This window comes from Clostridium sediminicola (genome assembly GCF_050402865.1).
GTDB lineage: Bacteria > Bacillota > Clostridia > Clostridiales > Clostridiaceae > Clostridium_AF > Clostridium_AF sediminicola.
This window is the reverse complement of sequence record NZ_BAABMF010000002.1, coordinates 226452-245495: the sequence shown is the minus strand read 5'-3', so window position 1 is coordinate 245495 and position 19044 is coordinate 226452. Positions and strand designations below refer to the sequence as shown.

21 protein-coding genes are annotated in these 19044 nt (G+C 27.8%); 15 read left to right on the top strand and 6 right to left on the bottom strand.

Annotated elements, in window-relative coordinates:
• Positions 1 to 83: 83 nt before the first annotated feature.
• The 9 genes from ACQ3F0_RS04940 (at position 84) to ACQ3F0_RS04900 (ending at position 4895) form a co-directional block, all read left to right on the top strand.
• On the top strand, positions 84 to 206 hold the full coding sequence (locus ACQ3F0_RS04940; protein WP_428864009.1) for a hypothetical protein: 123 nt from the start codon (positions 84 to 86) through the stop codon (positions 204 to 206).
• A gap of 11 nt (positions 207 to 217) precedes the next feature.
• Positions 218 to 346: a hypothetical protein gene (locus ACQ3F0_RS04935; RefSeq protein WP_428864008.1), complete on the top strand. Its 129-nt coding sequence runs from the start codon at positions 218 to 220 to the stop codon at positions 344 to 346.
• 18 nt (positions 347 to 364) lie between these two features.
• The gene (locus tag ACQ3F0_RS04930; protein WP_428864007.1) at positions 365 to 577 is read left to right on the top strand and encodes a hypothetical protein; all 213 of its coding nucleotides are present in this window, start codon (positions 365 to 367) and stop codon (positions 575 to 577) included.
• 201 nt (positions 578 to 778) lie between these two features.
• A complete protein-coding gene (locus ACQ3F0_RS04925; RefSeq protein WP_428864006.1) occupies positions 779 to 919 on the top strand; it encodes a cyclic lactone autoinducer peptide in 141 nt (46 codons plus the stop codon).
• Between the two features lie 94 nt (positions 920 to 1013).
• Complete coding sequence (locus ACQ3F0_RS04920) at positions 1014 to 2363, top strand: sensor histidine kinase (RefSeq protein WP_428864004.1); 1350 nt, start codon at positions 1014 to 1016, stop codon at positions 2361 to 2363.
• Positions 2347 to 2931: an accessory gene regulator ArgB-like protein gene (locus ACQ3F0_RS04915; RefSeq protein ID WP_428864003.1), complete on the top strand. Its 585-nt coding sequence runs from the start codon at positions 2347 to 2349 to the stop codon at positions 2929 to 2931. Before ACQ3F0_RS04920 ends, ACQ3F0_RS04915 begins: the two co-directional genes overlap by 17 nt.
• Before the next feature lie 106 nt (positions 2932 to 3037).
• Positions 3038 to 3406 (top strand): GntR family transcriptional regulator, encoded by a 369-nt coding sequence (locus tag ACQ3F0_RS04910; RefSeq protein ID WP_428864002.1) that lies wholly within the window; start codon positions 3038 to 3040, stop codon positions 3404 to 3406.
• Positions 3407 to 3408: 2 nt separating this feature from the next.
• Entirely contained in the window at positions 3409 to 4107 is a 699-nt protein-coding gene (locus ACQ3F0_RS04905; RefSeq protein ID WP_428864001.1) for an ABC transporter ATP-binding protein, read from the top strand.
• Between the two features lie 11 nt (positions 4108 to 4118).
• Positions 4119 to 4895, top strand: coding sequence for a hypothetical protein (locus tag ACQ3F0_RS04900; protein ID WP_428863999.1), 777 nt, complete (start codon positions 4119 to 4121; stop codon positions 4893 to 4895).
• A gap of 42 nt (positions 4896 to 4937) precedes the next feature.
• Here the strand turns inward: ACQ3F0_RS04900 and ACQ3F0_RS04895 are convergent, their stop codons facing one another.
• On the bottom strand, positions 4938 to 6032 hold the full coding sequence (locus tag ACQ3F0_RS04895; RefSeq protein ID WP_428863998.1) for a YibE/F family protein: 1095 nt from the start codon (positions 6030 to 6032) through the stop codon (positions 4938 to 4940).
• A 245-nt stretch (positions 6033 to 6277) separates the two neighbouring features.
• Entirely contained in the window at positions 6278 to 6481 is a 204-nt protein-coding gene (locus ACQ3F0_RS04890) for a hypothetical protein (RefSeq protein WP_428863996.1), read from the bottom strand.
• 688 nt (positions 6482 to 7169) lie between these two features.
• Between ACQ3F0_RS04890 and ACQ3F0_RS04885 the strand changes: the two genes are divergently transcribed.
• Positions 7170 to 8357, top strand: coding sequence for an MFS transporter (locus tag ACQ3F0_RS04885; RefSeq protein WP_428863994.1), 1188 nt, complete (start codon positions 7170 to 7172; stop codon positions 8355 to 8357).
• A gap of 38 nt (positions 8358 to 8395) precedes the next feature.
• Positions 8396 to 9304: a DMT family transporter gene (locus ACQ3F0_RS04880; RefSeq protein ID WP_428863993.1), complete on the top strand. Its 909-nt coding sequence runs from the start codon at positions 8396 to 8398 to the stop codon at positions 9302 to 9304.
• A gap of 44 nt (positions 9305 to 9348) precedes the next feature.
• Here ACQ3F0_RS04880 and ACQ3F0_RS04875 read toward each other — a convergent pair whose 3' ends face one another.
• The 3 genes from ACQ3F0_RS04875 to ACQ3F0_RS04865 are packed head-to-tail and all read right to left on the bottom strand — an operon-like array spanning position 9349 to position 13045.
• Positions 9349 to 10605, bottom strand: a complete 1257-nt coding sequence (locus ACQ3F0_RS04875) for an AraC family transcriptional regulator (protein ID WP_428863992.1) — start codon at positions 10603 to 10605, stop codon at positions 9349 to 9351.
• Between the two features lie 29 nt (positions 10606 to 10634).
• Complete coding sequence (locus ACQ3F0_RS04870; protein ID WP_428863990.1) at positions 10635 to 12407, bottom strand: ASKHA domain-containing protein; 1773 nt, start codon at positions 12405 to 12407, stop codon at positions 10635 to 10637.
• 2 nt (positions 12408 to 12409) lie between these two features.
• Positions 12410 to 13045, bottom strand: a complete 636-nt coding sequence (locus tag ACQ3F0_RS04865; protein WP_428863989.1) for a hypothetical protein — start codon at positions 13043 to 13045, stop codon at positions 12410 to 12412.
• A gap of 220 nt (positions 13046 to 13265) precedes the next feature.
• Between ACQ3F0_RS04865 and ACQ3F0_RS04860 the strand changes: the two genes are divergently transcribed.
• The 4 genes from ACQ3F0_RS04860 (at position 13266) to ACQ3F0_RS04845 (ending at position 17886) form a co-directional block, all read left to right on the top strand.
• A complete protein-coding gene (locus tag ACQ3F0_RS04860; protein ID WP_428863988.1) occupies positions 13266 to 14621 on the top strand; it encodes a uroporphyrinogen decarboxylase family protein in 1356 nt (451 codons plus the stop codon).
• 64 nt (positions 14622 to 14685) lie between these two features.
• Positions 14686 to 15318, top strand: coding sequence for a corrinoid protein (locus tag ACQ3F0_RS04855; RefSeq protein WP_428863986.1), 633 nt, complete (start codon positions 14686 to 14688; stop codon positions 15316 to 15318).
• A gap of 130 nt (positions 15319 to 15448) precedes the next feature.
• Positions 15449 to 16462 (top strand): CobW family GTP-binding protein, encoded by a 1014-nt coding sequence (locus ACQ3F0_RS04850; protein WP_428863985.1) that lies wholly within the window; start codon positions 15449 to 15451, stop codon positions 16460 to 16462.
• Between the two features lie 443 nt (positions 16463 to 16905).
• The gene (locus ACQ3F0_RS04845) at positions 16906 to 17886 is read left to right on the top strand and encodes a type I phosphomannose isomerase catalytic subunit (RefSeq protein ID WP_428863984.1); all 981 of its coding nucleotides are present in this window, start codon (positions 16906 to 16908) and stop codon (positions 17884 to 17886) included.
• Positions 17887 to 17913: 27 nt separating this feature from the next.
• Here the strand turns inward: ACQ3F0_RS04845 and ACQ3F0_RS04840 are convergent, their stop codons facing one another.
• The gene (locus ACQ3F0_RS04840) at positions 17914 to 19032 is read right to left on the bottom strand and encodes a glycosyltransferase family 4 protein (RefSeq protein WP_428863983.1); all 1119 of its coding nucleotides are present in this window, start codon (positions 19030 to 19032) and stop codon (positions 17914 to 17916) included.
• Between the last annotated feature and the right edge of the window lie 12 nt (positions 19033 to 19044).

Here is a 19044-nt window from a genome sequence, read left to right as displayed (position 1 = left end):
TTTTTTAATATATTAATCAGCAAAGGTTATAGAATAATATAAGTGATAATGGGGATTCTATATTTTGAAAGGAGTGCTTTTTTATGAGCAAAAGAAAGAAATCTGATATTAATAGACAAGAAGTAAATATGGGAACTAAAAGAACTGATAATAGTGAAAAACAATGTAAACAAAGTGATATAAAATCAAAGAGAAATGATAAATAAGGAGTGATTTCATGAGTAAAAAATCAGAACAAAGAAAAAAGAATGACAATAAAACAAGAAATAAAAAAAGTGCAAATCCAATTACTTTAGAAGTAGATTCTGATATGAAAGGGCCAGTTAAAGGAGTTCCTGAAGTATAAAATTGTGGAGGAGTTATTATGCAGAAAAAAAGTCATATAGACATTGACAAACTTAATAGAGTTCCAAAAGGACATCCATTTGAATATAAAGATGTTGTCGATGACGATTTTCCAGTAGATGATAGACCAAGAGATGGGTTGTTTTTTAAAACAGAGGTAGATAGAGGGATGTATGATTCCATAGTAATGAAGAAAGATACAGGGAATAGAGTACTTTATGAAAAGAAATAAAGGGTGCTTTATTTCTTTTTTATTTTTTGAGGTTATTTTAAATATTAAAAAATAATTTGGTGAATATAAACAAATATTAATATATATTAAGAAAATAAATATAAAAAAAATTAAGAAAGTCATTGAAAAAATGTTAAAATATGCTAGAATATAAATAACAGTAATAGAAATTATTGTAAAAAGAGAGGATGGTAGAGTAAAATGAAAATTAAATCTATTTTAGAAGAAAATTTATTTAAATTTGTAGGAATTATTGCTTTATTAATAGGAAGTGCTACAGTTTGTAGTGCATGTATGTTATTTATTCATCAACCAGAATGCCCAGAGGAATTATTAGGCTAAACGCATACATATACATAGAAAAATAATGGTTATTATGATATAATAAGGTTAAAATACAAATAATAACCATTATTTTTCGAATATGAGGTGAATTATGGAAAATAAAATACCCATATATCATTTAATCACATGTTCAATAGAAGCTATGAACATTTTACTGATTTTTAGTTTATTAATTGAAAAAAAATTTAATAATTCAAAAGATAAAATTAAATTTTTATTATATATAATAATATATACTTTATACTCAGTTTGGATAACTCTTAATTTGCCATTGGGATATAGAACTATATTAATAGTCATCTTTTCTTTTATTTCAATTTCTATTTTATTTTCTATAAAACTTTACGCATCTATAATTATAATTTTATGTTCATCAATATACTTTATGTTTAATGAATTTTTAGTATTAAGTGTTTTATCTTTAATTTTACACATGGGTATAATGGAAATTGTTAATTCATTATCTTATGGATTTTACATATCCTTATTTATTCAAAGTGTTGAAATTTTTGAATTAGTTGTTATGTTTAAATTTAGGAATAGATTTAGAAGTTTTAATACTATTTTTACAGATAATAATACTACTGCTTATAAGGTTTTAGGGATTTTTTTTATAATAGTTTCAATAATGAGTTTGCAAAGTTCATTTGAAGCTAATAGTACTTTTTTTTTATCCAATGTATTACTTTACTTGATGTTTGGCGGATTTATTACGGTAAATATTCTTGACTATAAGAAAAGAGTGAATTTATTAAATATTAAATATAAATATGAACTTAGAGAAGAATATATAGATAATTTAGAAACCGTTGTAGATATAGTTAGAAAGGAAAAACATGATTTTGCTAATATAATAAATACAGTTTACGCATTGTGTGTTCTTGATAGAAAAGATTCTCTGCAAAAAATAAGATGTTATCTAAAAAAAACAATTGATAATTTAGATGATTCTTATAGATTTTATGATACAGGAAATCAATATATAGATGGATTATTAGCTGTTAAGAGTAAATACGCAATAGATAATAATATTTATTTAGATATCGATTTTGAAGAATCGTTAGAATTCTTGGATATAGATAATAATGATTTGATTGCTATAATTAGCAATATTTTAGATAATGCAATTCACGCAGTTAATAGTAGTACTAAAGAGGAAAATAAGATAATATCATTTTATAGTTATATTGAGAATGATAGTTTTTATATATCTTTATCGAATAATGGACCAATGATTCCTAAACAATATTTAAATAAAATATTTCAAAAAGGATTTTCTACAAAAAGAAAAAATAGAGGAGATCATGGTTATGGTTTATTTATTGTAAGAGATTTAGTTAACAGAAACAAAGGAAGCATTGATATCATTAGTAATGAAAACAATACGGAATTTTTATTAAAATTTAAAGTTAAGAAGGAGTATTATGAAAGAGTTTGTTGATAGGTTAGTATATAGAATAACTATAAATAACACATATGATGAGATTCAGATTAAAAAGATGAAATTTGGATTAGCATGTTTTTTAGAGGAGTTTATAAAGTTTATTATTTATTTAGTATTTTTTACTTTATTATCATTGACGCAATATTTTTTGGTAGCTGCAATTGTTTTTACTTCATTAAGAAGTTTTGCAGGCGGATACCATGAAAAAACTACAATAAGGTGTTTTTTTATTACTCTTTTATCGATGAGCTTTATTGTTTTTCCAGCTGCATACCTAGATTTTAATATTATATTTAAAATTGTAATAGCTATTCTAAGTTTTTGTATTATTTTATATTTTTCGCCAGTAGATCATCCTAATAAGCCAATAATTAGCGTAGATAGGAGAAAAAGGTTAAAGTATTTATCTTTGAGTTTTACAATGATTTATCTTATGATAGCTTTAATTATAAATAACGATTTAGGAGAATTAGTATCAATGGGCGTCTTTGTAGAAGCAATGACTTTACCTATTGGTGTTTTAGATAAAAAAAGTATATTAAAGAAAAGAGCTGATAATCTATAAACTTCAGTTCTTTTTATTTTTTTTCAATAATTTGTATAGAAGCTCTTGACATACAACAACCAATTAGTGTATTATGTAATTAACACACTAATGAGGGGGTGCAATCTTGAACATTATATTTAATGACAAAGAGCCTATTTACTCACAAGTAATTAATAACATAAAAAAATTATTGGTATCTGGTGAATTGAAAGGAGGAGATAAATTGGCTTCAGTAAGAGAATTATCACAAGATTTAAAAGTAAATCCTAATACAATTCAAAGAGCTTATTCAGAACTAGAAAGGGAATCTTTAGCTTTTACTATGAGAGGGAAAGGCAAGTTTATAACTGAAGATGAAGAATTGATAAATAAATTAAAGAAAACGATGGCTGAAGATGTTTTGACGAATTTTATATCTGAAATGAAGGAACTTGGTTTCAATTCAAAAGATATTATTAGTATGGTATCAGAAATAACTAGTAAGGAGGAGTGATTATGTCACTTATATTAGAAACAAAAAATTTAACTAGAAAATATGGTGCAAAAGTTGCGGTAGATAATTTGAATATAACTTTAGAAAAAGGCAAAATAATGGGATTATTAGGACCTAACGGAAGTGGTAAGACTACATTTATCAAGACTATTGTTGGATTATTGCATAAGAATGATGGGGAGATATACATTGATGGCAAGGAACCAGGGGTAGAAACAAAAAAAATTGTATCATATTTACCGGATAGAAGCTTTCTTTATAAATGGATGAAGATAAAAGATGCAGTAGAAGTATTTTCTGATTTTTATGAGGATTTCAATGTTAATAAATGCAAAAAACTATTGGAATTTATGAACCTAGAAGAAAATATGAAAGTAAAATCTTTGTCAAAAGGAATGACAGAGAAGCTAATATTAACTCTAGTACTATCTAGAGATGCACAACTTTATGTGCTAGATGAGCCTATTGCAGGGGTAGACCCTGTGGCAAGAGAAAAAATATTAGATGCTATTCTAAATAATTTTAATGAAGGTAGTTCAATGATTATTACAACACACTTAGTTAGAGATATTGAAAAATTATTTGATGAAGTTGCCTTTATTTCTGAGGGTAAAATAATCGAACAAGGGGATGCAGAACAATTAAGAATTGATAGAGGAATGTCGATAGATGAAGTTTACCGAGATATTTTTAGAGAGTAGGGGTGATAACAATGGGTAAATTATTTAAATTAGAGTTAAAAAACACATATAGAATTTATGGACCATTTTTACTTGCAGTTTTAATTGCAAACATTGCCGCATTTGTAGGATTTGGGTACGATAAAATTGTGTTTAGAGTTTTGGTAACAGTTTTAACTTCAATGGCAATGGTTATAGCATTTTTGATAATGATAATAGATTTTTATAAAAAAGATATTAATGAGGATAGGGCTTATTTGACATTTACTTTACCGGTAACAGGAAAGCAAATTCTATTTGTTAAAACAATAATTGCTTTAATGTGGACTTTATTATCAGCAATAGTTTGTACAGTATTCATTTTACTTATGATTAGAGATATAGGGATTTTTGAAGGTGGAATTAATATATTTGAAGAAATAATAGATATTAATTATACGTTCTTAATTATAGAATTTATTATTCAATATGTGTCTCAAATATTATTAATATATTTTGTTATTACGTTATTAAGTAGCAATAAAATTAAAGGCAAAATTGGTGGTTTTATAGGAGTAATAATATTCTTTGTTTTATCAGGAATAATTTCATTTATAGAAACTTTCATTTTGAAAATTTTTAACAAGGGTATTAGTTCAAATTATGGATTTGGTATGCATGTTGAGAATTCTACAATGGATATATCTACACTAGATTTGCCATTTAATGATATATCTTATTTCACCACAGAAGTAATATTTACATCGATAATTATTATAATTTTATTTTTAGTAACTTCTTATATCTTGGATAAAAAACTTGAAGTTTAACGAAAGAGCCGAAATGGCTCTTTTGTTATTATAATGATTGAATTACGTACGTGGTTTTTTAGCAACGGAACTTGCAATAAAAGCAGTTAAAGGCACTGATAGTATCAAACCAATACTACCAGCTAAAGACCTAATTATTTCAACGGAGATAACTTCTTGATTTAGGATCTCAGCTAAATTTGAATCATAAGCCATAAAAGTAATGATTACACTCATAGAGGCGCCGGCATATGCAAGTATTAAAGTATTAGACATAGTACCTATTATATCTTTACCAACACTCATTCCTGATTTGAACAAAAACCAACTATTAGCATTTTTATTTGATAATTTGATTTCATGAATAACGGAAGATATAGAAGTGCAAACATCCATTACAGCACCAAGAGCTCCTAATAAAATACCAGCATAGAGTAATTGAGAAAAATTTATATGAGAAGTTTTTGGTATATACATTAAAGCACGTTGTTGTTCACCAGCCAACCCTGAAAATTTCAGTATATTTCCCATAAAAACGGATATTAATCCAGAAATTATTACTCCTCCAATGGTACCGAGTATGGCAGCGTAACTTTTAGAGTTAAAGCCATTTACAATGGTTAAAGTAAGTATAGTTATTAATGAAGCTAATGCTATAGTTAATAATATTGGATTATAACCTTTTATTATAAGTTTTGGTAAAACAAATAATACACTATAAGCGGTAAATCCAAGAGTTATTATAGATTTTAAGCCTTTTAATCCTCCAACTAAAAGCATTATAATAGCAAAAAATATTATTATGTAAAGTGTAAACTTGGTACGTACAAATTGATAAACATTAGCAGATGTTATTGTGCCATTTTCTTCTCCAATACATAAATTAACTATATCTCCTAAATCTAAAATGAATTCACCACTTTGAAGTTGAAGTATTTCATTTTTATGATTTCCTTCAAGAATTTTTACTTGGATTATTTGAGATTCGCTGATTATGTTTTTTTCATCTGAAAGATCTGTACAAGTCTCAGGAGTAGAAATAATTTTAATAACTTTTGATTTTACAGTTTTAGTATTTGATGGGGCTGCATGCGCAGTAATAAGGTTTAAATTGAGAATAAAAATTAAAAGCAGTAAATAGAATATCTTTTTCATCATAAATATATGGTTTCTGGTTAAATTAACATTTTTAAGTTAATTAACTTTAAGTAGAAACCTTGTACCTCCCTTTTTTATTTTAAGTTTAGTGCAACTATTTAATTGTATGATGTTTATAAAAGATATAGAATAAAAAAACAGGTCCCTTAGGCCTGATTTTAGATACATTAATATATAATATTGTTAAAAATATATCTAAAGTGCAAGTCATCTCAAGGTCTCAAGACTTACTTTTATAGATAAAATTAAATATTATTTAGTGATATTTGCCCAGCCCAGTATTCTGCATCAAAAAATCTTATGGCTGTTGAATTAGTTTTTAAAGATTCTAGAAGATTAGACGATTCAACCTTTTTATCAGCTTTTTCAGCAGTATATTTGAATTTCTCCATCAAAGAATCTTTTACATATCTTTTTAACATTTCTGCTTTTCTTTCGTTTATACTCATAATAAAATTCCTCCTCAATATTTTTATGTCTTAATTATATACTTATTATATGGTAGAAACAAACCTTTTTTAAGGTCATGTAAATGTTTAATTGTTAAAAAAATATCAATTGATAACCTTTTCTACGTTAGTTTTCGTTGATTTACTAAGAGATTCTTTAGAAATAGAGAAGTAGATGGTGAAGCCCCGGTAAGTGCTTTAAAAGTAATATTATTAGTTTTATCCATTATAACAATAATTGCAATAATATTCTTTGTGGTACAAAGTAATGGAAATATATAGGTTTAATCTTTATTTTACTATATAGGTATGGTATATTTATTTATGTAATGCATAATTATGTATTACGAATTATAAATTACATATAAAGGCGGTGCAATTTACTTCATGAGCAAATTTAATTGTTTAGAGTTTTTGAATGAAGTTCAAAATCAAACATTCATTTTTAGGCACACGGGGATAGGTGCGTCTAAAAATAGAATGATAATGAATTTGTCATAAGGAAAAATTGCATGTGATAATAGTTTAAAGATTATTTACCTATACAGTTTTTCTGTGCAGGTTTTTTATTTTGTGCTTTATCCCCAAAAAAGGTCGATAAATAAATTTAAGAGGTAAGTTAAAGTGGGTATCTTTTACACTGTTAACTGACCACTGAAAACTGTCAACTATATATGGGGGTAAAACAATGAATTATAAGGATAAACTAAAAAATAATATTAAATTAAATTATATATTTATATTTTTATCAAGATTAAACTTAACTCAAGGGTTATGGATGATATATCTAGCTTTTAAGGGAATGTCATTATTACAACTTGGCGTGCTAGAAGGAATATATCATATAACATCATTTTTAATGGAAGTGCCTACAGGTGCGGTTGCAGATATATTTGGAAGAAAAGTCAGCAGAGTACTTGGTAGGGTAGGTACTTTTATTAGTACTATTTTATTAATTTACTCTAATAGTTTTTATATGTTTGCATTATCGTTTATTATACAAGCTCTTGGGAATAATCTAGAATCTGGTGCAGGTGAGGCATTGATTTATGATTCACTAAAAGAGCTAGGGGAAGAAGATAGCTTTATTAAAGTTAATGGTAAAAATGAAATGGTGATGCAAATTAGTTCTGTATGTGCATTTTTGCTTGGCGGATATTTGGCTACTAAAAGTTACTTTTTCACATTTTGGTTAAGTGCAGTATTTGTAGTAGTAACATTTTCTGAAGCTACGTTATTTGAAGAACCAATAATTATAAAAGAAAATAAAAAAGATTATAATGTTATCAAAGTGCTGAAGAATCAACTGACAAATAGTATTAGTGTGATAAGAGGAAATATGAAAATTGGGTTCTTAATAATTTTTAGTGAAGTTATTGGTGCCTTTTGCACTAGTCTTTTCTTCTATTTACAAAACTATTGGAAAACTGGTGGGTATACTGAATTTAAAATAGGAATAATTTTATCAGTAACATCTATTATCTCGGCTTTAGTTGCCTCAAAGGTTCATGTTATTGAGAAAATACTAAAAGAAAAAGGAATATTAATTATAATGCCATTGGTTTTTGTAATATGTGCATGGGGAGCAGCTATTACAAAGTATCAAAGTGTATTTTTTATAATTATGAGTGCCGTGGAAGTAATAATATTTGTAACCACTTCGGATTATATAAACAAGCTAATTCCAAGTGAAAATAGAGCAACGATAATATCCTTTCAAAGTATGGTTTTCAGTTTCTTTATGATAGTTATTTTTCCTCTAGTGGGTAAATTAGGAGATTCATATTCATTAATATTTTCATTTAAAATACTTGCAATATTAGCTACATTGTTTATGTTTGCAAATTTTTATGTTGTAGGAAATACAAAGAGATAAATCTTGATTCTGAATTTTATTAAAAAGGGGTGTTCTTATTGGAAAAAATAGCGAAGGCTAATAAAAAAAATTACATCAAATTATTAATTGAAAAAAATAGCATGGTAATTGCAGCATTGTTTTGGGCGGGAGCTTTTATAGCGGGTAAGTTTTCAGTTGAAGAATTCCCCATTTTTACTCTTATTTTTCTAAGGTTCTTTATAGGTACAATAGTAATTGCTTCTTTATTACTTAAAAACGAAGGCAATTGGAAAATTGAAAAGAAAGATTTAAAATTATTAGTAGCTATGAGTTTAACTGGTATGGTAGGATATCATTTGTTTTTCTTTATGTCACTTAAATTTACTTCACCTGTAAATTCTGCCTTAATAGGAGCAACGAATCCCTGTATAACTACTTTGTTGTCTGCATTCTTTTTAAAGGATAAAATTAATTCAAAAAATATTTTAGCTATACTTTTAGCTTTTACTGGAGTTGTTTTAATTACTATAAATGGAGATTTTGCCAAGTTGATTAGTATGAAATTCAATAAAGGTGATTTACTCATGATGTTGGCAGTGTTGTTTTGGGTAGTTTACGCAATATTATCTAAAAAGGCAGGAGAAAAATATAGTCCATTAAAAATAACGAGTTATGTTTTTTCAATTTGTGCTATTGTAACAATGCCGCTTATGATTAGCGAAAAACCATGGGAAATTATTGGCAACACAACTATTAAAGGATGGGGTTCGATAATATATATGGCGATTTTTGCTTCTGTTATTGGATATTTAATTCAACAAATTTCTATCAAAAAAATTGGTCCGAGCAAAACTAGTTTATATATAAATTTAGTTCCACTTTTTTCTATGATTCTTGCATTTTTTATACTTGGTCAAAAAATCACATTAATAAGTGTTCTAGCTGCTACATTTATAATTTCAGGCGTATTTATTAATTCGAGATAATAAGGGTTCACTTAAGAATCAAAACAGCTAATTCCATACGGAAATTAGCTGTTTCGATATTGTCTGGGTGTTCTACCAGCAACTTTTTTAAAGACTTTAGTGAAATAACTTTGACTCTCGTAACCTACCATCATAGAAATTTCAAGAATGGGTAAATCTGTTTCTTTCAGATATTTTTTTGCTTCACCTATTCTGACTTTGTTTAAATAGTCAGAAAAACCTTCTCCAACTTGGGATTTAAAGAGTGAAGAAAAATACGATGAATTCAAATGTACAAAATTGGCTACTGTATCTAAAGATATATCTTCCATATAATGTTCATTGATATAATTTAATGATGTTTTTATAATTTCAGAATTTTTCATACTTGGAAGATTAAAAACATTCTCAGTAAATCTGTCCAAAATATTTAATGTCCAATATGATAATTCTTCAATACTTTCTAATTTACTTAGTTTACTAATAAATTTAAAGTTAATACCAAAGATTGTATCTAGTGATGCGCCACCTTCAACAGCAGCTCTTGATAATACTGAGAATAATTCTAAAATTCTAGTTTTTATTATTTCTTGTTTTCCTCCTGAGGAAAAGAAAACATGACCTAATAAATCATTTAATATTTTTTTTGCGCCAACTTCATCACCAAGTTTAACTTTTGTAAAAAGATCTCTTTCTTTTTGATAAGGATATGAATCAGAAATTTTCTCTATTTTTATTGAATGAATACTTTCGCTAATCTTAGATTGTTGCTGTAATACCACATTTCTTTCTCTCAATTTGAATTTTTCTTCGTCTAACATATTTAAAGTAACAGTAAAAAGCATTTTACTTAAATATCTTGCTCTAACTGGGGATATAACCTGAATGTCTTTTATGAGTTTTTCTAAAACATTTTTTTTGTCTAAAGAGATATTATATTTTTGTATTATATCACTAACAATAAGGTCATCTACATCATTTAAAAGAATAGGACCTGCAATTAGAGCACCCTTAAATATTCCATCATAAACAATTGGAGCAGAAATATGCACTAAAAAAGCAGGACATGTAAAAATATAACTTTCACCCCATTGCACAGATTGCTTGCTGCTATATAAATGAATTTGCTTACAAATATTTTGATTGTTAATTAAAAGTCTAAATTCTTTACAAAAATCGTAGTTACCCTCGGAACTGGCAATTCTATCTCCTTTTTCATTAATAGCAAATACAGGTACATTAGTAGAAAAATAGAATGTTGACAAAGCTTCTTTTATTATTAATTGGTTTAATTTACCATCTGTACCGAATAGCCCCTCCATGAAATTACCTCCGTAAAATATTGTTTATCTTAAAATATCATGTTTTCTACAAATTTATTATTAAAATCAGGATTCAAAGATAGTTCTATATAATTTGTTTTTTGTATAATATTATTTAAATGTGTAAAAGCATTTTTGTTAAGTAAAAACTTTATAGCTCCATCAAGTGATGAGTTACCTATTGGAATTATTTTTTCTTTTAATTCCTTTGGTATAAGACCGATGTTTATTGCTTGGTTCATGTGGAGTTTTGTCCCAAAGCCACCGGCTAAGTATATTTTGTCTACTTGTGAATAATCTATACCATAACTTTCTACTAAAACTTCAATTCCTGATAATATAGCGGATTTTGCTAATTGAATTTCACGAACATCGTTTTGTGTAAAACTTATATTATTACCCTTTGAATCCTTAGCAATGAAAAATTCTTCATTTTCGTCTAAATATTCAGGTTCTAAGTAACCAGTTTCATCGATAATTTCATTATCAATGAATTCACTTACTATGTCAACTACTCCAGTTCCACATATACCTATTGGAGCCTTATCTCCTATTGTTTCGATAGTTTTATTTGACAAGCTCACAGCAGATATAGCACCTTTTACACCACCGATTCCATGTTTGATTTTAGCGCCTTCAAAAGCAGGACCAGCAGCAGTCGCAGCACACATCAAAGAATCTTTATTACCGATAACCATCTCGCCATTAGTACCAATATCTAAAAGTATAGAAATTTTATCATCCTTATACATTTCAGTGGTATATATTCCAGAAGTTATATCACCACCAACATAAGCAGCAACAGCTGGAAGTAAAAATACTTCTGCATCAATATATTTATTATTGAAAACTTCTCTATAAGTAAGAGCCATTGTACAATCAGTTACCATAGTGAATGGAGATACACTAATAGAAAAAGAATCCAAAGACAAAAGCAATTGAATCATTGTAGTATTTCCGGCAATAGCAACACAATCTAGATAATCTCTATCAACCTTACTTAAAGTAAGTAGCTTTCTTATTGAATCATCTAGGGTTGTAATAATGGTATCACTTATAAAATTCAAATTTTGTTCATGCTCAGAGGCATATTGAATTCTTGAAATAACATCATATCCAAATTTTTGTTGAGGGTTTATAATAGAATAATTGTTAATTATTTTACCATTAGTCATATTTATTAGAGAAAGAGCTAATGTTGTAGTACCTATATCTATGGAAACACCATAAGAGTAGATAGTTTTATCTGAGATATCAATAACTTTTTTTCTAGAAGTTTTTACAAATAATGAGCTAATAGTATTAATATCTTTTTTTAATAAGTTAGAAATTTTGTTTAATGAACTAAGAGAATATTGAAATTTTGATCCTAAATAATTATCTATATATGATGTAATGTTATTTGTTTTTTCAAGCAAATCATCCTTTATTGGTACTTCATGAATCATGATTCTAAAATCGTTGTCATTTATTTCTTGGATTTTTTCGGTTGTTAATATTTCATAACTTTCTGAATAATTTTTATCTAGCTGAATAGTTATATCCTCAGAAGGAAAACAAGTACAAGCAAGTCTATATCCTAATTTTAGTTCTTCCTCTGTAAAAAATTTATTGTCTTGTTGTGAAGGGAGTGATGAACCTGATAAAATTTTAATTTTACATTTTCCACAAATCCCCTTTCCTCCACAAGGACTTTCCATTTTTATATCGTTCTTTAATAAATTGCTAAGTAAATTCATATTGCTATCTACTTCAATAGATTTTTCAGTATTTCCATAGATGACTTTTGCTTTGATTTGCATAATTATACCTCCCTAAATTTACAAGTTATATTTGTACAGCTTTTACAATCGTGGTCTTTTTCTGATTTTAAGTTAAGCCCTAATCCATACATGAATGCTAATGATTTTACAGGTTTAATCATATATGAATCTGTATAAGATATATGTTCGGATGGATTTTCTAACCTTACTAATTCATCCACTATAAACTTTGTATATTCCATAGGATAATTATTATCACCAGGAGAGATTCTTTTACTTAGTCCGTAGTTATTTTTTGATGAAAGTTTTTCTATGTGATCTCTCATTTTATTGCTATATTGGAATAATATATCATCAGAAATAGAATCTAATAACATTCCTTCAAGATATTCCGCTTCATTAAAATAGTTATTTATAACATCTATTATTTTGTGACCTATTGAAACATAGCATAAACATACTTTTGTATAACACTTGGGTAAAATAAAATAATTATTTTGTGGAATATCTGTAATTGAATATATTCCTGTTGGGGATATGTAATCGGGAAGTTTTGACTTTATCTCTTCAAATAATTCAGAGGTATGGTCATAAATTGGGCTATCCTCATAACAGTCAATTGAGTTAAAAACAATCTTTTTTCTTGGTTCATAGCATAGATTATTTAATCTTGGCATAATTAAGACCCCTTTAAATTTGTTCTTTTTTTAAAATTTTATCACAATTTTTTGAATTATAGTCTATTTATTTAAAACACTAAAAATATTACAAAAATAATAAAATAATTATAATAACGTTTACTTTAAAAGTGATATATTATATTTGTGCACGGTAACAATAATAATATTTATAAACAAGTAAAAAATATAATATAAATAAATTTGTTGGAGGTATATCATGAACGGTAAAGAGAGAGTATTAAAAGCACTTAGTTTTGAAACAGTTGATAGAACACCTTGGGTACCTTATGCAGGAGTTCAAACAGCAAACTTACTTGATATGGATGCAGAGGCTTATTTAAAAAGCGTTGATAATATTGTCGCAGGAGTTTTAAAGGCTAATGAAGTATATAAACCAGATGGATTACCAGTAGCTTTTGATCTTCAAATAGAGCCAGAAGCTTTAGGTTGTGATATTAAATGGGCGGCAAATAACCCACCGTCAGTAACTTCTCACATATTAGAAGAAAAATCAGTTAAAGATTTAAAATTACCTACTGAAAACGATGGAAGATATCCAATAGTATTAGAAGCAGCTAGAAGAATTGCAGCAGAAATCGGTGATGAGACTGCTCTTTATGCATTAATATGTGGACCTTTCACATTAGCATCTCATTTAATGGGTACAAACCTATTTATGGATATGATAATGGATCCTGATAAAGTTAAAGAAGTAATGGAATTTAGTAATCAAGTAGCTAAAGATTTTGCTAAAATGTATTCTACTACAGGAGTTCATGTTATTGCTACTGTAGATCCAATGGTAACACAAATTTCTCCAGATCATTTTGAAGAATTTGTTTCTCCTTACTTAAAAGATTTAAATAGCTATGTTAAAGAATTAGGTCTTAAAGTAACTACATTCTGTTGTGGAGATGCTACAAAATGTCTTGAATTAATGTGTCAAGCTGAACCAGATGGGCTTGCATTTGATGAAAATGTTGATTTGGCATTTGCTAGAGAATTAGCAGATAAATATAAAGTATCAATAGGTGGAAATCTTCCATTAACAACTAAAATGTTATTTGGTTCTCCAATGGAAAACGTTGAAGAAGTTAAAAAAGAAATTGAGATTGCAGGTGGATCACCAGGATATATTTTATCTCCAGGATGTGATATGCCGTTTGATACTCCAATTGATAATATAAAAGCTATTTCACAATATGTTAGAGGAGAATTTACATCATTAGATAACTTCACAACGGATAGACAATTAGAAGAAGACGGTGAAGAAGAAGTATTTGAAGATATCGTTGTAGAACAAGGTAAAGCATTTATCGAAATTATTACTTTAGATTCTGAAGGTTGTGCACCTTGTCAATATATGTTAGAGTCTGTTAGAAGAGTATTACCTAAATATGAAGGTAAAGTTGATTATAGAGAAAGTTTAGTTAAATCTAAAGCTGGTATTGCAAGAGCAATGAAATTGGGAGTTGTAAATTTACCAGCAATGCTAATCAATAATGATTTAGTATTTGACAATATTATTCCTAGCGAAGCAGATTTGATTAAAGAGATAGATAAAAGATTATAATTTTAAATTAAGCTATTTATTTTTGGAAGAATAAATATAAATTAAAATCAGAGGAGTGTATGGTATGAGTTTATATGAAGAAATGTCAGCAATGTTACAAAAAGGTAATGCAAAGAAAGTTAAAGCTTTAGTTCAACAAGCAATTGACGAAAAATGTAATCCTAAAGAAATATTAGATCAAGGATTATTATCTGCAATGAGTATCGTTGGAGAAAAGTTTAAGAAAAATGAAGTATATGTACCAGAAGTTTTAATTGCTGCAAGAGCTATGAATGCTGGACTTAAAATTTTAGAACCAATTTTAGCCGAAGATGGTGTTGAGCCATTAGGGAAATTCGTAATTGGAACAGTAAAAGGTGATCTTCATGACATTGGTAAAAACTTAGTTGCTATGATGGTTAAAGGTGCTGGATTTGAGGTTATTGATTTAGGTGTTGATGTAGCGCCAGAAAAATTCGTAGATGCTGTAGTTGAAAGCGGAGCAGACATTGTTGGTTTATCAGCATTGTTAACTACTACAATGGGTAGAATGCCAGAAGTAATTGCTGAGTTAGAAAAAAGAGGAATAAGAGATAAGGTTAAAGTAATGGTTGGTGGAGCGCCAATTACAGATAACTTTGCTAAGGAAATTGGAGCAGATTATTATACTCCAGATGCTGCTACATGTGCAGATGTTGCTAAATCAATTGTAGCATAATTCAGAGAATTAAATTTTAATTTGTAATATATAGTGAGGCAATCCATAGTTTAATGGCATTGCTTCTCTTTTTATTAATATTTTTCTAATAATTATTTAAGTTAAATAAATTTTGTTTAAGGAGAAAGATATGGTGAAAAAAAGAATAAAACTATATTTTATAACAGGATTTTTAGGTGCAGGGAAAACTACCTTCTTAAATCTACTATTAAAGCAATTCCAAGATGACAAAATAGGAATAGTAATGAATGAGTTTGGAAGTGAAAGTGTAGACGGAGATAGAGTTGGTAGTGAAAGTGATGAATTAGTTGAAATTAACAATGGTGCAATATTTTGCTCTTGTCTTAAAGGAGCTTTTATTGATGCACTAGGTAAAATGGGAGAATATCCTTTAGATCATGTTTTTGTGGAATCTTCAGGTATTGGAGATCCTTCAAATACTAAAACAATTTTAGAACTTATTACAAAAAATTATGGTGACTTATATGAATATAAAGGTACTATAGCTCTTGTAGATAGCACTAATTTTTTAGAATTAGTTCAAGTTTTGCCTGCAGTTGAAAGACAAGTAAAGTATAGTGATTTTATTGTATTAAACAAGGTTGATTTAGTTGATGCTGATAGGCTTGAAAAAATTATAAATAAAATCAAGAATATAAATGCAAACGTAAGTATACACAAAACAAGTTTTTGTGAATTAACTGATGAATTTTGGAATAGCATAAAAGAAGCCGAAGAGAAAAAAGATGTAAAAATAAGCTTTGAGCATGAAGTCCAGAATAAAGGACTTGTGACATTGAGTTTGGCTCCTATGCCATCGACAAATACACCTTTGAATCAATTAAAGACATTTAAAGTAGAAACAAATATGGCAATAGATAAGTTACATCTTGAAAGATTTATTGAAGAATTAAAAGAAAAATTCTTTAGAATAAAAGGAGACATTTTTGATGGTAAAGCTTGGTATCAGGTGGATTTAGCATCTTCTTATATAACTATGAAGAAAACTGAAAGAAAGCACGAAAAATCAGAGCTTATTCTCATTGCAACTTATGAAACAACTGATTTAGATAGAGAAGAAATTGAACAATTGATAAAAGAAGCATGGGAAAAAAATGTTCAGGTAAATTTGGAAGTACAATAAGAAGTGCAAAAATTAGAATAAATCTAAAATGAATATTTAGTTTAATAGATTATAAGGATTTAGCAAAATATATATGCTAAATTCTTTTTATTGTTTAATAGTATATTGTTTTTGCTATTATATGGTTAAACCACAGAAAGTAAGTTGAACTAAAATCGACCACAATATTTACCACAGATTGATGCATTCTGACGCTATATATTGTGGTCGAAGTTCAACTAGATTACTTTTTGTGGAATAACCATTATATATGTTATAAAATATATATAGATGGTTAATTCACAAAATACTTAAATACATATTTATATAAGTGGTATTTTATTAGACTATATGGGAACAAATTAGACCCTAAGGGGTGAAAATGATTTACTATCAAGGAAAAAATATTTATATGTTTTTATTATTTAGCGATAGGACACGATTATATAATTAGGAGGTAAATTATGTATCCATTAAAATTTGATAATTATTATGTGGAAAAAGTTTGGGGAGGAAGGGATTTAGAAGCTTTTAGAAGCAATCTACCGGAAGGATATATTGGAGAAAGTTGGGATGTTGCTTGTCACAAAAATGGAATGAGTATAGTTGAGAATGGGTTTTTAAAAGGTAAATCTCTTAAAGAATTAATAGATGAATTTGGGAGTGATTTAGTTGGAATTAAAATTTCAAAAGAATGGTTTCCTTTATTGATAAAATTTTTAAACACAAGCGATAAGCTTTCTGTTCAAGTTCATCCAGATGATGAATATGGTAGAAGAGTAGAAAATGATATGGGAAAAACGGAAGTATGGCATGTTGTAGATGCAAAAGAAGGCGCAACATTAATCGTTGGATTGAAAGATAAATGCACTAAAGAAGAGCTAAGATCAGCAGTGAAATCAGGAAATTTGGAAGAGTATATGAATGTTGTTGAAGTAAGAAAAGGTGATACGTATTTTATAAAAAGTGGATTAATACATACCATTGGACCAGGAATAGTAATTGCAGAAATTCAACAAAATAGTGATACTACTTATAGATTTTACGATTATAACAGAGGTAGAGAAATTCATGTAGAGAAGGCTTTAGATGTTATAGATTTAAGTTTAAAAGGTCAGAAATCTGATGGATTAACAATTCAAAGAGAAGGGTATACAAAGACATTTATATCTTTATGCAAAGAATTTTCTTTAGAAAAGTATAATATTACTGATGCTTGTATTGAGTCTTCAGATTTAGAAAGGTTTTATATTTTTACTTGTGTTGAAGGTGAAGGTGATATTTCTTCTAAAGATGGAGTTGAAAAAATCAATATGGGAGATAGTATTTTAATTCCTGCTACTTTAGGTGAATATAAATTAAAGGGTAATATGAAATTACTTAAGAGCTATGTGCCTGATGTTGAGAAAGTTAAAAAAGAAATTTTAGATGAGATAGTAAAATAGGGCAACTCAATTTTGAGTTGCTCCTTTTTAGGTACATAAAGATTTATACGCATCTAAAGTTTTTTGAGCTGTTTTCTTCCAAGTATACTCCTTGCACTTCTCAAATCCTCTTTTAACCAATTTATTTCGGAGTTCATTATTATTTAAAACTTCTTTTATAGCAAGAAATAATTCATCGGTATTGTATGGATTAATATAGTGAGCAGCATCTCCAATGATTTCGGGTATAGAAGTGACATTGGAAGATACTATAGGGATTCCACATGACATAGCTTCTAACGGTGGGAGACCAAAACCTTCATAGAAGGAAGGGTAAACAAGAACTTTAGCTGCGTTGTAAAATATAGGCATATGTTTAACAGGGATATATCCTGTAAAAATAACTTTATCAGATAAATGAAGTTTTTCAACACGTTGCTTATATATACTATAGGACTTGCCTTTATGTCCTACAATTAAAAGTTTTGTATTAGAATTTGGACATTGAGCAATATACATGCTATATGCATTGATTAACCCTAATATGTTTTTTCTAGGACTAAAGCCTCCTACGTAAAGGATATAATTTCCTAATATAGAGTATTCATTTTTTAAGATGCTTTTGCATTTCTTTGTATCTAATCTTTTATATATATGTTCATTTGCTAAATGAGTTACAAATATTTTTTCCTTTGGAAAGTTGAATTCTTTTATAATGTCATTTTTTGAGAATTGGGACACTGTAATTATTCCATTGGTTTTTTCTAATATTCGAGGCATTTCTTTTCTATAAATATTCATATAGCAATCACTTACGGTTTCAGGCATTCTACTTGGGATAATATCATGAAGAGTTATTATATTTTTGCAATCTTCTTTAAATGGAGAACCGATGCCATTTTGAGGGGTATGAAAAATACTCACATCATTATTTATATATATAGGATTATTCACATCTTCCCAAAAAATATTTTTAGAGTATTGGTTAATGTACTTATATTTTAAATTACTATTTTTATAACACTTAGCAATGGTATCTTTGGGCGAATAGATTATAAATTCTTCTTTATTAAATTTTGATAGAGAATAAATAAGCTCATAAGTATAAGTTCCGATTCCAGTACCTCTATACCAATAAGCAGCACGGCCATCTATTCCAATTTTCATTTTTTTTCCCTT